This window comes from Oleiphilus messinensis (assembly GCF_002162375.1).
Classification (GTDB): Bacteria; Pseudomonadota; Gammaproteobacteria; order Pseudomonadales; family Oleiphilaceae; genus Oleiphilus; species Oleiphilus messinensis.
Genome location: NZ_CP021425.1, coordinates 4907784 through 4920976 on the forward strand (window position 1 = coordinate 4907784; position 13193 = coordinate 4920976).

Below are 13193 nucleotides of genomic sequence, written 5' to 3' on the forward strand. Positions count from 1 at the left end.
TTCTGATGATTAAAAGTAGAGAGTTACAAGTAATTTCGGGGGTATCCTGCTCCGATGATCTCTGAGCCCCAGAGGTGGATTACCTGCCCCCCTTGGTTTTTATTACTACTCTCTAAAAAGTTCTGGAAATTTTTCAAGTAAGTTTAGGGCTTCTGGAGACCCTAACTCAGCAGCCTGCCTTACTCGGGACTTTCCTCTTTCGATATCCTCGTCAACACCCCAACCTTGCAAGAGAAACCTTCCGGTAGAAAAGATCGAGTAAACATCTCCAAGATCAGCGGCCTCTTCGTATAACTTAAACGCTTCTACTAAATCTTGTTTTACTATAATACCGTTTTCATAGTAAGTCGCTATCGATCCGATTGCCCACGCGTTTCCATATTCAGCAGCCTCTTTCATCAAATCAAGGGCCTTCTTGTAATTCTGAGTTACCCCGTAACCGTGACAATAACAGTACGCCAAGCATGATATAGCTTGAGGTTCTCCTTTACCGGCGGCAGACTGAAACCAAATTCTTGCTCGATTGTAGCTTTTATCTACACCTTTTCCATCGCGATAACAAATCCCTAATAATGTTTGTGCTTTCAAATTTCCGTTATTAGCACTTTTATCAATCCAATGAACCGCTTGTGTGTAGTCTTTGTCCTCGCCCCTTCCATGATAGAACATACGACCGAGAAAAAGTTGAGCGCCTGAATCACCTTTTCGTGCGAGTTCTTCGAACATTTTCTTTGCGTCTTGAAAATTGCCCGCATAGTATTCCAGAATTGCTCGTTCTAAAGTTGCTTTTCCGCTTTCTACGATTGTCATTAGCACTCCATTAATACAAGCAATGTGATCCATAAACCTGGATCATACCTTTTTCCGCAGATTTAAGCTTAAATTTGAATCACAATTGGGCGGAAAAGCATCCTCGTTTTGGGCAGGGACAGGCACTCACATCGGCACTCACATCATTAGGCACTGTCAGCCTCGACCTGGATCACTGGATTCGCATGGCATATTGGCGTCAGTGGCGCAAGCCTCGAACCAAAGTGCGAAACTTAATGAAGCTCGGTGTACATGTACAAGCTGCAGTCGCTTATGGGATTACCACTAAAGGCCCATGGCGTAGTTCAAAGTCCCCGGGAATCCAGCAGACTCTATCGTTGGCTTTTCTTAAATCGGTAGGTCTTTACGCTCTGCGTGATGGTTGGATCAAGCTTCACTATCCTGAGTGAAACGCCCTGTGCGGAAACGCCGGGCCGCGCAGGCATGCAGGGTGTTGTGGGGACGGGGGGTTAAATACCCCCGGTTACCCAATTATACGTTTGCCCAGTTTTCTCGTTTATGCCAAATACGTAAAACATGTATTTCATTTTCTAACACTAAATATCTGGCGATATACATATCTACTGAAAGATCGCGAACCATTTCTGGGTTAGGGGCTTTAAGAACTTTACGCCCCATATAAGGTAGGTCTTTTAACTTTGATATTCCCTGTATCAGATTTTGGCCGGTCCTTGCTGCTGCTTCAGGGTTTTTAACTTCTATAAATTCTCTTAAGCTTTGTAAATCATCAATTGCTTCCGGTGCATATAAAAGCTTCATTTTCCAGGGGCATTCCTTTCATTTGACGATCCCCAGGATGACAACCAAGCCTCAACATCCTCTGAGTCCAAGCTCTTACCAGATTTAACGGAGTCTAGTGCCGGAAGGGTTTCCAACCATCGCTTCTCTTCTAGCTCCTGAGCTTCAATAAACTCTTTAATCGCTTGATTTATAATCCAATTTTTACTTCTATCTAACTTCTTTGCTAATTCGATTAGGGATTTATCTAAATCGTCCTGAAGACGAATACTTGTGACAGGCATGACACTCATCTCAATAAGATACAATGTAATACACTGTATCCAATCAGGTGCTCAGGTTCAAGATCTTTTCACGGATAACGAGACTGTAGAAAAAGCCAGTCATGGCCCAATATCCACGCACCTCAAATTTAATTTCTATCCATTAACCATCGGCTATGACTTATCCACTGGCAAGTTATTTATTTCGTTATTTCAAATTCGTGCGATCAATCGCTCTATCCCCGGGTTTGCAAACCAATCTTAAGCCGCCCGGACTGGACAATATTGGACAGGCATCATCCTGAGACCAATCCTGAGCTTCATCCGGATTCAACTTGATCACGAGTTGATAGTGATTAGACATCACAGCGCAAGCACAAATATCTACAGTGAACAGGGATGAAAGCAAACGGATACGGTCTTCGATCCACTGCCCGCGGTGTTCAAAACTTTGCCCGGTTTGATGATCTGTGCCGCAGAGGAATGTGCGACGCACACAACGGGAAACGATATGGTAATACGGGGCATCGGCTAAAGATACCAAGCGATCTGTTGGTAAACTCATGGCAAAATCCATTTTGCTGAAGGAAAGAAACTGGCTTGAAGATATGATGATGGCGCAATGTTGTCAATTCTGAATAGTTTCATTTGTGACGGGAGTGCCTGTCTTGTCTGTGATGTTGACAATGGCTTCAAGGGTGACTATCTGTATGTCAAATTGTAGGTTGAAACGGTGAGTGACAAAACGGTTAAACATCTAAGCGATAGACAGCGCGAGAAAAATGGCAGTTCGATTGAAGATGCCATTAAACGTGCCAAACAACATATCCGCAACATTGGAGCTGACGACTTGGAAGAGCCCGAAGGTTTTGCTTCGGGCGACATGAAGAAGTTTCTTGAAAATCCTGACGAATACGGAAAGGAAGATGATGATGCGCGAAAAGATGATAAATAAGCCACAGTTGCGTGTGGCATCTGTATGAGCGGACGGTGACGTCTGGCAAACCCAAAAGAGTGGCCATGGTTGCCTGTATGCGGAAGCAACTGACTATCCTGAATACGATGGTCAAGAATGGAACTTTCTGGGATGAGAAAATGGCTTAAAAGCTTGACTTGGAAACATCGTCACTTGTTGAATGCATTTATCTGGAATACCATACATTTATGCGCATACATTACGCGCACCACCTACAAAATAGTTTATTGCGCGAGCTAAACTCTCGGCTCGTTATACCATTAACGCCAACAACTGAAGTTGACGATAAAATAGCAAAAAAACTTTGCCCGGTAATTACGGTTGAAGATAAAGACTATGTATTGGTCACGAATCAAATGACCACTGTGCCTAGATCAATTCTAAAATCAGAAATAGAGTCACTTGAAAGATACAGATACCAGATAATTGACGCGATAGACATGCTCATTACTGGCATTTAACGCCCGCTTAAAATGCACTGCCAGGCGTCATTTTTGAAGTGCTTGTATGATTCTTCTTGATTCTGCCACTGCGTCAAGGATGTCTTCTGTAGTAGCCTTTGTATTAATGCCCGGCACATCAAACGGCGATTTTTCTTCATTTGGTTTAAAGTTAACCGTAAACGTTTTACCGTCCCTGCGCTGAATAACAATTTCTTCATTTTCAGCTAACGACAAAAGCTCAGATAAATTTTGACGCGCCTCTGAATATGTATAGACTCTCATAATTTACTCCAGAACAACTATATTTAGCTGTTTTGCCACTTCTTTCATTTTTTTGTCTAACGTTAGCAATGAGCAGCTCAACGACAACGCGCATTGCAGAAAGTATGCATCATAAGCATAAATATTAAACTTTAACGCTAACTCTAATGCCTTATTAATATCTACTTGTACTAACCTTACAGGTATAGCTTGGGCTAACTCAATAGCTTGCATTGCCTCATTTTGAGTTAATTGTTTTCTTTTAACGATTGCACTCAACGCATTACCAATTTCATAGGGTAATATTTCAGGCGAGTGCAACGTGCAATACAATTGCCATTGACCTTGAACCTTCGCTTTCCCTCTCAGGCTAAAGCGATTTAACTTTTTCGCAGTGCCAATATTGCCAAACACCGGTTCCACGACTGACATCCTGTGGCTATATATCTGCTTCCCTGCATCACTGTCGACACGGTGCTTCATCCAATCGGTGTAATTCGGTTTGCGCTTATCCGGCAAGATAAAAGTGACGGCTCTTCCATGTCCTTTATTGCTCTTTGCTGACTCAGGGTTCTTCATGCATGTGTGGTTTAACGGGCAATCTCGACACTGGAGCAATCGCCCTTCGAACCAGATTTTGTGATTGCCGTTGGTATCCGTATATTCGCCGCGACAACTCAGCACTTCGCCTAAAACACTACCGAGCGATCTCGGGAGCATTTTGCGCACCGAATTTGCTATTTACATCCCTTCCAGCTTAATTCCTGGCGTCTCACGATCAAATTTTCTTTTTAATCCGCAAATTGCGCCTGACCTGTGCTAACTGATGCACTGTGTTGCATAATCCGCCGTTTGGAACTTACGGATTTATGGATGGCTGTATTTGTTACTCAATCTGCCTCGTCAGGGCCATAAATATCTAGATCAAGCAGGATATTTCTTTCGCCTAGTTTTTGTAATGACTCAGGGCTTAAACTTATACCTTCCATATCACTTTCCATGAAAATGCCACAATACAAATCTATTTTGTAGTTGTCGGCCAGCTCCTGCCATGCATCGAGATTATTCGTTAGCTGATCCAATATTTCGGAAACCTGATAATCCAGATCACCGGGTTCTTGCTCTGTTGCACTTAATCGCCACATACCAAATTTTGCCACACGTGCCTTGCCAGAAGGTGTTTTTATTTCTTCTCCGCGCATCTGTGCATGGGTAGGGAAACCACCTAGCGAATTGGTGATATCTTCAGGCAATAGGTCATCCCCTGAGACTCTCAATGTAGCTTTAGTTCGACCTATTACTGCCATTTAGAAATTGCTCATATTTGATGTGTAACGCCGCCATAAACAGATGCCGAAGCATCGCGTAGGCAGTCCGGTGGAGACCGCGCTTTTTGCGGCCGGAACGAATTTAATGGCCTTGTTACGTTGCATTGGCACGATCCTGAAGATTGAAAAATAGCACCAAGTTTCGCGCTGTTGTTACATTACCGTAGTAAGGATTATTTTCGGGGTCATCAAGACTTCGGCCAGTGCGTTGCGCTATTTCCTCAACTAAATCTAGATCGAGATCATCCTCATCAAGCAGCAAGGTATCAAAGAGACTATCAGAAGCCTTAATTGGCACACTTTGCCTAGTGGGTAGTGCAGCCTGAAGTTGCTCATAGACAGCTCGAATGACCCAGGTATCTACAACCTTCGGGTCAAACTCTCTCGCAAATTCGCAGATGGATAGCCCTTCACGCTCTTTGCACAACCTTAAAAAATGCCTTTCCACTCTGGGTTGTTCAATTGCGCCCCAAACAACTACCAACAGAGCTATCCCCACAAGGACTACCAGATACCAAGGCTGATAGATAACGATAGCTGCAGCAATAAAGAGTAAGGAAAATAGGAGTGGCTTACTGGCTTTCCTTGGCTCGTACTTAGGCATAAATCGTGATGCTTGCTTCATACCTCACCTTGCAACGTAACGGGGCTGTAGAAAAAGCCAATCATGACCCGATATCCACACACCTCAAATCTGGTTTCATTCCCTTAACCATTGGCCATATTTTATCCGCTGGCAAGTTATTTATTTCGTTATTTCAATTTCGTGAGATCAATCGCTCTATATCCTAGATAACAGGCTGGTTTCGAGCTACCCGCACTCATGCTTATACCGTCTGTCACGCTGCAATATCCCCATAATTCAATACTTTCTCGATATTATGAACCATACAATACAACTGCCATTGACCTTGAACCTTCGCTTTCCCTCTCAGGCTAAAGCGGTTTAATTTTTTGGTGGTACCAATATTGCCAAAAACAGATTCTACAACGGACATCCGGTGACTGTAGATTTGCATCCCCACATCACTATCAACCCTGCGCTTCATCCAGTCGGTATAGTTGGGCTTGTGACGTGGTCAAGCAAAATTGTACAACCCAGTTAAGCTACTTTTCTTAATTCAACCATTTCTTTTTCAAACTGTACCGGACTTCTGTAATCGAGGTACGAATGCAGCCGCTCATTGTTATAAAACACAGAAATATATTCCAGGATGTCCCGCTGAGCTTCAGCTCTTGTTTGATAGCTTTTCCACTGAACTCGCTCCTGCTTTAAAGTGCCAAAGAAACTTTCAACGACGGCATTATCCCAGCAGTCACCCTTCTTACTCATGCTGCCTTTAAAACCATGTAGTTTAAGAAGTTTTCTAAAATCCCTGCTGGCATACTGTGAGCCGCGATCAGAGTGGTGTATTAGCCCAGCTTCAGGGCGACGCTGCCAAACTGCCATTTTGAGCGCATCACAAACCATTTGCGCTTTCATGCGTGAGCTCATATTCCATCCAACTACTTTTCTAGAGTAAAGATCTATCACTACCGCTAAATACAACCAACCTTCCTGTGTCCAGACGTATGTGATATCGGACGCATAGACCTGGTCAGGCTGCTCAACAGCAAACTCACGATCGAGAAGATTATCGAAAACCGGCTGCTTATGGTTGCTGTTTGTCGTTACTTTGTATTTCTTCTTGTGTTTGACTTTTATTCCCGCTTCTTTCATCAGTTTTCTGGTTTTGTTCCGGCCAACCGGGTAACCCAAAACATTTAATGCTGTTTTCATCCTGCGATAGCCATAGGTATCATCACTTGATTTGGCTATATCTTGTATCCACTCAATCATCTCCGAATGAGTCGGATCATCAGGTTTATTGTCTTGACGCTGTAAATAGCTGTAATAGCCTGAGCGCGTTACACCCAATTGCTGGCACATAATGCCAACGGGCCACACCTTTTTATGCTGGGTGATGAAAGCGTATTTTACTTTGCTTCCGTGGCAAAAAAGGTGGCCGCTTTTTTTAATATATCGCGCTCCATCTTTAGTCGTTTGTTTTCTTCTCGCAAACGACGAAGCTCTTCCTGCTCAGGCGTCAGTTTTCCATTTCCACGAAACGCATGACCGTCATCATTTTCATGCTCTTTAATCCAACGTCCAAGCACATTTGGATTAATGCCAAGATTTCTTGCCGCTTCTGCCTTCGAATAGCCTTGATCTATTACCAAGCTAATCGCATCTAATTTAAATTCTTTTGAGTACTTCTTTCTTACAGCCATTTTTCACTCCAGTTTTGAGGATTATCTCTTAACTGGTGTGTACAAATCTATTAGACCACGTCATTGCGCTTGTCTGAAATTATGAGTGAGACTTGCCTTCCAGCACCTTTTCGATGGTTTGCAGCACTTGCGTATTCCGGCGAACGTGAACATTCATTCTCCCCCTGGGCAAACTGAATCGAAAACAGATTGCTGCACTAGTTGGCGTTGCGCCCATGAACCGCGACAGTGGTACTTACGCAGGCAAGCAATTCATACGCGGCGGTCGCAATAAAGTCCGCACCGTTTTGTTCATGTCGATCATGTCTGCCATACAATATCACCCACAATTGAAGCCGATGTATGAGCGGATGGTGACGGCTGGCAAACCCAAAAAAGAGGCCATGGTTGCCTGCATGCGGAAGCAATTGACTATCCTGAATACGATGGTCAAGAATGGAACTTTCTGGGATGAGAAAATGGCTTAAAAGCTTGACTTGGGAACATAGTCACTTGTTATACGCTTTTTCACATGATCGGCCCTGTTAGAGTCGGTATGTATAAAATCACAATAGCTACTAAGAAAATTAGGAAAGCCAAAGCAATATTATATTTAAAAACTTTCTTAAAGTTCTCTCTATTCCCACCTGGAACCCAATAAAACATAATTTCGTGAAATACATAAAAAATTGGTAAGTAGTAATAATTCTTCAAAAGGATCTCTGTTGCTACCGGCAGGTCTGTACCAAATCCATTAAACAGATCTTTAAATTGAGGAATTAAGAATATTAAAACTCCATATGGAACCAAAAACAAAAGACGTAATAGACGTCTAAATACGAGAGTTCTCATCGTTAATTCTTGCATTTAGATTCCCCTAATACGTATAACGCCTGTGTAATTTGCGCCGCCAGGCGTCAAATTGACACACTTGTTAACTGATTCTCTCCAAATCCGTCAACAAAAGCGGATTAATTTGTTTAGCGTTTTCTAGTAGAGCTTCAGCAGTGCTGCCTGATTCCTTTAAAGCAGATAACTCTGCATCAGTTATTCCATACATTTGAAGGAACTGAAGATGGCCATGGGGAGTGTCTATTTCTCCAAGCTCTGGATCCAAGGCGAATGCTATCCCTGTAATTTTTGTATCTGATTTTAACCTTATTGGGCCATTAGCTGGCATATAGTGACCGGGCTCAAACCATTTACCAGACTTGAATACATACCTTGCAATATTTTGTATCAAGTGAAACACCCATGTTGGACCATCTTCATCCAAGTGAAATGGCTTTAGTCGAAAAGTTAGCTCAAAACCAAACTTGCTAAAGTCTTCCCCAACGGATTCTTCGTCATAATAAAGATTAGAAAACCCATAGGTGACAAAGTGATAATATCTTTCACCATTACGCTCAACCTCATAAAAGCTGATACCGTCGATCGGATCACTTCCTCCAACGGCATAATGCGGTGTGGCAGCCCAATGTTTTGGCTTTTGGTCCGGATATAATTTTTCTACGACCTCATCAATAGCCAACCATCCCGGTGCATCATCTTCCGTAAACTTTTCCTTGTACTCTTCTAAATTCACTAAGCCTACCTATACCAGTTAACGAGGCTGTAGAAAAAGCCCATCAAGACCCAATATCCACAAACCTCAAATTTAATTTCTATCCATTCACCATTGGCTATGATTTATCCGCTGGCAAGTTATTTATTTCGTTATTTCAATTTCGTGCGATCAATCGTTCTTTATCCGAGCCTACAGGGGCCTGCTTCGAGCCACCCGGACTCATGCTTATACCGCCTGTCACGCTGCAATATCCCCATAATTCAATACTTTCTCGATATTATGAACCATACAATACAACTGCCATTGGCCTTGAACCTTCGCTTTCCCTCTCAGGCTAAAGCGATTTAACTTTTTCGCAGTGCCAATATTGCCAAACACCGGTTCCACGACTGACACCATGTTGTATATTTGTTTTCCGACATCACTGTCGACACGGTGCTTCATCCAATCGGTATAACTTGGCTTGCGCTTATCCGGCAAGATAAAAGTGACGACTCTTCCATGTCCTTTATTGCTCTTTGCTGACTCAGGGTTCTTCATGCATGCCTGGTTTAAAGGGCAATCTCGACACTGGAGCAATCGCCCTTCGAACCAAAATTTGTGGTTGCCGTTGGTATCCGTATATTCGCCGCGACAACTCAACACTTCGCCTGCTGGACATTGGCATGTTTTCCTGATCGGATAAAAAGTGAAATCACTTGCGGAGATCACTTGTTTGGCATGATGGGCTTGTTTGGATTTAGCCGTTTGATGCCGCTTACCATAATTTATTTTTTGATCCGATAACTTAGGGTCACGGCTGCGAAGCCGGCGGAATGCCTGCCCCCATTCGTGTGTCTTTGCCGCAAACAATATATAACTTATAGTAGTTTGCAATAAGATTAATTTCAGATTAGCGTTTAAACCCCTTGGGTTTGCCGCACAGGAAAATTTCACCCAAAATAGTTCGCTGCCGCATAGGCAACCTCAAGCAAGGTTACCTATATGCGTACAAAAAAACTCAAACATTTTTCCACAACTCTCCGACTCGTATAATCTGGCCAATATCTATTTTATTGATAGTTGTCTTTCTTGGTCTTCTCGCATCATCGAGAAATTCGTTTTCAATTCAATACCAGTGCAAGGAAAACGAAACGGACCATTCGTGTTCGATATCGTTTCGGACTGAACCATAACACCCGGGGCTTAGCGGCCGATTTGGAGGTGCACCGCACAGGAAAAGCGATCCGCTGCAGCCCTTGGTTATGGCTTTAGGCGACCCGCATTCTTCTTAAAATTGCACTGATAACACTCTGCTTGAATATTGGTGATATCGTCTGAGCCACCGTGATAAATCGGAACTTTATGACCTTTTGTCCAAACGTGTTGGTAGCGTTTGTCAGGCCTTGCTGGAATTTCAGGCCAATATCGCCCACACACAGCGCAAGCTGGGCTTTCTGCCAGTAATTGCTCCCACTCTTGTTTCGTGTGGGAGCCGCCATTTGCTTTGATGCGCTCTTGGCGTAGACGCGCCCGAGCGTTACGACAATCCATGCAACGGTTCCAAGCATTAAATCTGGTGCTGCCACACTTAGTACAAACTGGCATTTCTCAAAACATCCTATTTTTACTGATCTGAAGGGACTTCTCCCTTTTGCTTCAATTCAAACATTGGGCAATGCGTATCGTTCCATTTCCGCATTAAATTTCCACACACAGAGCAATTGAAAGAATCTTCATCCCTGAGAGGAAACCGGTGCATCGTCACCTCGTAAACTGATCCACACTTTTTACACACCTCATCATCTACTTTTGAACTGCTCCAAGTCTTTACCATACCTACTCCATTCTGATGAGTTTTGTTGTCATAAAGAGGCTGTAGAAAAAGCCAATCATGACCCAATATCCACGCACCTCAAATTTAATTTCTATCCATTAACCATCGGCTATGATTTATCCGCTGGCAAGTTAATTATTTCGTTATTTGGCAGGGACAGGCACTCTCATCATTATTATTTCAAATTCGTGCGATCAATCGCTCTATCTCCGGGTTTGCAAACCAATCTTAAGCCACCCGAACTGGACCATATTGGACAGGCATCATAAAACCTAGCCCCCTTGAACACTGAGCACCAACGCGTGAGGATATCACCCTGAGACCAATCCTGAGCTTCATCCGGATTCAACTTGATCATGAGATGATAGTGATTAGACACCACAGCTTAAGCGCAAATATCTACAGTGAACAGGGATGAAAGCAAACGTAAACGGTCTTCGATCCACTGCCTGCGGTGTTCAAAACTTTGCCCGGATTGATGATCTGTGCCGCATAGTAATGCACGACGTACACAACGGGAAACGATATGGTAATACGGGGTTCGACTAAAGATACCATGCGATCCCGTGGTAAAGTCATGGCAAAATCCGTTTTGCTGAGGGAGAGAACTGGCTTGAAGATATGATGATGGCGCATTGTTGTCAATTCTGAATAGTTTGATTTGTGATGGGAATGTCTGTCCTGCCGAGCGAGCGGGTTAGTATTTCCAATGCGCCTTTGTTAATACCAAAGCTACTGTTGTACCAGCAGAAGGGCCATTCTAAATCGATGAAGTGCTGATTCGGTAATTGCCTCTCATTTGCCGGCTGATATTTCAACAGGAACCCTGTATGTTCAGGATGCTGAAGGATATTGCAAACACTCAATATACTACAGAGAATTTCACGCTCAGCTTTGTTACCTTTAACTTCTTTAAGAGATGCGGCAAATTTTGAAGCTGACAGCTTGTCACTCCTTGCCTCGAACCCCATTACCAGATTTATAAGTTCCTCGAAGTTGGTCTCTTGGTGGCTATTTCTATCTATCAATTTCAGGTCAAGCCAAACATATTCTATATTTGTTAAACGAACGCCGCCCCACATTAATTTTTCAAACAGCAGGACATCTTGATCTATCTCGGGCTCATTGTAGAAGCCGCAAATTGGACATGGATCACTTGTAGTGTGCGAGTGTTTTGGCATATTTGAGGCTTGAATTACAGAAGAAATAAATGAGCGATCTTGAACCTTTCTTGTCGAAAGCGACTGGGACAATAATGCAGCACCATCCTTTAAGCTCAAATCTCTAGATTTTTCGACAACATCGCTGATTATTTGGTCATGGCTAAGCTCTACAGTGCCCAAATTCCAGCCATGGTTAGACAGGTGCTCTGCATCTGAGTCAGATAAATTCCTTTTACTTGAATCTATCCAGCCATTTTTCCAGTATTTGGCTTTTATAATTCTTATCGATTTAGAATCTATATCCATTCTATGTATCAGAACCAGAAGGGGCTAACGCATGGCTCAGCGCTAACTGTTTTATGTACGTTGCAACCAATTGTTATCTATTTGTTTTTATAACCATTTTTGTTCATAGCATTCTATGTTTTTTAATACTTCACTTGGACTTTTATCATATCCCGTTGCTCTTTTACCTGACCAATTTACACCAACATTATAATTGTCCTTTTCAAGTCCTGGTAGCCAACGCTCTTTGAAGACACTTAACGATAACTCAATTGGTTTAGAATTTTTGTAAGCCGGTACATTATTAATTATTATGTTGGCTCTGCTCATTGATGACCAAGATGGCATTGAACGAATACCGCCATCCCCAACAGGAGCTGGGAAACCTCTATCATCTTTAATTGCCCAAACTACTTTATTTTCTGCAACTTCCTGATAAAAAAGTTTAGCTTGAGAAGCAGATTGACTCACTTGTAACTCCATTTTTCACACATAACGTCCGCATTTGTTGAACCAAGCCGCTAACGCGGCAGAATGTCAGACTCCGTACTACTTTCTTCTCACCGTCACTTGCGGCGGATTTGAGGAGACCCATTATGAGCTTCGAGAAATTTCAGGGAAATAAAAACTTTGGAGACAAAAGCGCCTCCCCGTTCGTAAATCAACTCAAATTGCGTAGATCGGGTTATTCAGTCTTGATTGCCCAATCCCAAACGATTGCCCTGCTCTGCTCCGACGATTATGCCTTGACCCCAAACAAAGCTGCGTGTAACTCGGAAACTGACTTATAAACTGTGAAGTCACTTTTATTTAATTCTCTAATATTCGGACGTTCGGCCTTATAACCCGAACTGTCGCCCTTGCTATGTTTAGCAATTTTTGCCATCTCTATCGAGGGCAAGCGCTCTCCGGGTGCGCCGCCAAAAAACAAGTACGGCCCTAGCTCTAAGGTCTCTTCATCGAAGTACATCCAGACTACACAACCTGACGGCTTTGTTCCTAGCTTTACATGTACTTTCTGCTTAGAGGTTTTGCCACCATGATACGATGCTTTTAACTGTATATGGCGTACGACACCATTGGACTCAATAATCACATCATAGCCTGAGTTATCAACTTCCGGCTTTGCAACCTCAATTTCGCAATCACCATTCGTCCACGACAGCTTTAAGAGCTCACCAACAAAAAGGTGTTCAAGTAATTTTTCCCTATAGGAAGAATGCTCTGTATGTTTATTTGTCATGAACTACTTTTTCCTGCGATGGAGTGTCA

21 protein-coding genes and 1 pseudogene are annotated in these 13193 nt (G+C 43.0%); 4 read left to right on the forward strand and 18 right to left on the reverse strand.

What is annotated here, in order from left to right; genetic code table 11:
• Positions 1–105: 105 nt before the first annotated feature.
• Entirely contained in the window at positions 106–810 is a 705-nt protein-coding gene (locus tag OLMES_RS21240; RefSeq protein WP_198343069.1) for a tetratricopeptide repeat protein, read from the reverse strand.
• A 74-nt stretch (positions 811–884) separates the two neighbouring features.
• Here OLMES_RS21240 and OLMES_RS21245 point away from each other — a divergent pair, with 74 nt between their 5' ends.
• A complete protein-coding gene (locus OLMES_RS21245) occupies positions 885–1220 on the forward strand; it encodes a hypothetical protein (protein ID WP_198343429.1) in 336 nt (111 codons plus the stop codon).
• An 82-nt stretch (positions 1221–1302) separates the two neighbouring features.
• On the opposite strand, the gene OLMES_RS21250 is transcribed toward OLMES_RS21245, so the two are convergent.
• The 3 genes from OLMES_RS21250 to OLMES_RS21260 form a co-directional block, all read right to left on the reverse strand.
• Positions 1303–1590, reverse strand: a complete 288-nt coding sequence (locus tag OLMES_RS21250; RefSeq protein ID WP_087463111.1) for a type II toxin-antitoxin system RelE/ParE family toxin — start codon at positions 1588–1590, stop codon at positions 1303–1305.
• Entirely contained in the window at positions 1587–1853 is a 267-nt protein-coding gene (locus OLMES_RS21255) for a CopG family ribbon-helix-helix protein (protein ID WP_087464601.1), read from the reverse strand. Before OLMES_RS21255 ends, OLMES_RS21250 begins: the two co-directional genes overlap by 4 nt.
• A 187-nt stretch (positions 1854–2040) precedes the next feature.
• The gene (locus OLMES_RS21260; protein ID WP_087463112.1) at positions 2041–2397 is read right to left on the reverse strand and encodes a hypothetical protein; all 357 of its coding nucleotides are present in this window, start codon (positions 2395–2397) and stop codon (positions 2041–2043) included.
• Between the two features lie 168 nt (positions 2398–2565).
• Here OLMES_RS21260 and OLMES_RS21265 point away from each other — a divergent pair, with 168 nt between their 5' ends.
• Both OLMES_RS21265 and OLMES_RS29065 read left to right on the forward strand, forming a co-directional pair.
• Positions 2566–2787, forward strand: a complete 222-nt coding sequence (locus OLMES_RS21265; RefSeq protein WP_087463113.1) for a hypothetical protein — start codon at positions 2566–2568, stop codon at positions 2785–2787.
• A 209-nt stretch (positions 2788–2996) separates the two neighbouring features.
• Positions 2997–3269: a CcdB family protein gene (locus OLMES_RS29065; protein WP_087463114.1), complete on the forward strand. Its 273-nt coding sequence runs from the start codon at positions 2997–2999 to the stop codon at positions 3267–3269.
• 27 nt (positions 3270–3296) lie between these two features.
• Here OLMES_RS29065 and OLMES_RS21275 read toward each other — a convergent pair whose 3' ends face one another.
• The 6 genes and pseudogenes from OLMES_RS21275 to OLMES_RS21305 form a co-directional block, all read right to left on the reverse strand.
• Entirely contained in the window at positions 3297–3533 is a 237-nt protein-coding gene (locus OLMES_RS21275) for a type II toxin-antitoxin system Phd/YefM family antitoxin (protein ID WP_087463115.1), read from the reverse strand.
• Between the two features lie 3 nt (positions 3534–3536).
• Positions 3537–4232 (reverse strand): transposase, encoded by a 696-nt coding sequence (locus OLMES_RS21280; RefSeq protein WP_087463116.1) that lies wholly within the window; start codon positions 4230–4232, stop codon positions 3537–3539.
• Positions 4233–4402: 170 nt separating this feature from the next.
• Positions 4403–4765 carry a DUF4279 domain-containing protein gene (locus OLMES_RS21285; protein WP_198343070.1) on the reverse strand — a complete coding sequence of 121 codons (363 nt, stop codon included), beginning with the start codon at positions 4763–4765 and terminating at the stop codon, positions 4403–4405.
• A 169-nt stretch (positions 4766–4934) separates the two neighbouring features.
• On the reverse strand, positions 4935–5465 hold the full coding sequence (locus tag OLMES_RS21290; RefSeq protein ID WP_087463118.1) for a hypothetical protein: 531 nt from the start codon (positions 5463–5465) through the stop codon (positions 4935–4937).
• 214 nt (positions 5466–5679) lie between these two features.
• Positions 5680–5907 (reverse strand): annotated as a pseudogene (locus OLMES_RS21300) (transposase); the annotation flags it as partial.
• A gap of 35 nt (positions 5908–5942) precedes the next feature.
• A protein-coding gene (locus OLMES_RS21305; RefSeq protein WP_087459752.1) for an IS3 family transposase occupies positions 5943–7111 on the reverse strand; the annotation gives its coding sequence in 2 pieces (ribosomal slippage) (positions 5943–6850 and positions 6850–7111; 1170 coding nt in all).
• 188 nt (positions 7112–7299) lie between these two features.
• Here OLMES_RS21305 and OLMES_RS21310 point away from each other — a divergent pair.
• Positions 7300–7578: a transposase gene (locus tag OLMES_RS21310; protein ID WP_269767765.1), complete on the forward strand. Its 279-nt coding sequence runs from the start codon at positions 7300–7302 to the stop codon at positions 7576–7578.
• Between the two features lie 40 nt (positions 7579–7618).
• Here the strand turns inward: OLMES_RS21310 and OLMES_RS21315 are convergent, their stop codons facing one another.
• From OLMES_RS21315 to OLMES_RS21355, 8 genes are all read right to left on the reverse strand, one after another.
• Entirely contained in the window at positions 7619–7957 is a 339-nt protein-coding gene (locus OLMES_RS21315) for a hypothetical protein (RefSeq protein ID WP_087463121.1), read from the reverse strand.
• 67 nt (positions 7958–8024) lie between these two features.
• Positions 8025–8675: a suppressor of fused domain protein gene (locus OLMES_RS21320; protein WP_087463122.1), complete on the reverse strand. Its 651-nt coding sequence runs from the start codon at positions 8673–8675 to the stop codon at positions 8025–8027.
• Positions 8676–8894: 219 nt separating this feature from the next.
• Positions 8895–9509, reverse strand: coding sequence for a transposase (locus tag OLMES_RS21325; protein ID WP_157678435.1), 615 nt, complete (start codon positions 9507–9509; stop codon positions 8895–8897).
• Positions 9510–9899: 390 nt separating this feature from the next.
• Positions 9900–10244, reverse strand: a complete 345-nt coding sequence (locus tag OLMES_RS21330; protein ID WP_087463124.1) for an HNH endonuclease — start codon at positions 10242–10244, stop codon at positions 9900–9902.
• 628 nt (positions 10245–10872) lie between these two features.
• Positions 10873–11052 (reverse strand): hypothetical protein, encoded by a 180-nt coding sequence (locus OLMES_RS21340; RefSeq protein WP_198343072.1) that lies wholly within the window; start codon positions 11050–11052, stop codon positions 10873–10875.
• A gap of 62 nt (positions 11053–11114) precedes the next feature.
• Positions 11115–11942 carry a hypothetical protein gene (locus OLMES_RS21345; protein WP_087463127.1) on the reverse strand — a complete coding sequence of 276 codons (828 nt, stop codon included), beginning with the start codon at positions 11940–11942 and terminating at the stop codon, positions 11115–11117.
• A gap of 87 nt (positions 11943–12029) precedes the next feature.
• Positions 12030–12392, reverse strand: coding sequence for a DUF2750 domain-containing protein (locus tag OLMES_RS21350; RefSeq protein ID WP_087463128.1), 363 nt, complete (start codon positions 12390–12392; stop codon positions 12030–12032).
• A gap of 268 nt (positions 12393–12660) precedes the next feature.
• Positions 12661–13164 (reverse strand): hypothetical protein, encoded by a 504-nt coding sequence (locus tag OLMES_RS21355; RefSeq protein ID WP_087463129.1) that lies wholly within the window; start codon positions 13162–13164, stop codon positions 12661–12663.
• Positions 13165–13193 lie beyond the last annotated feature (29 nt).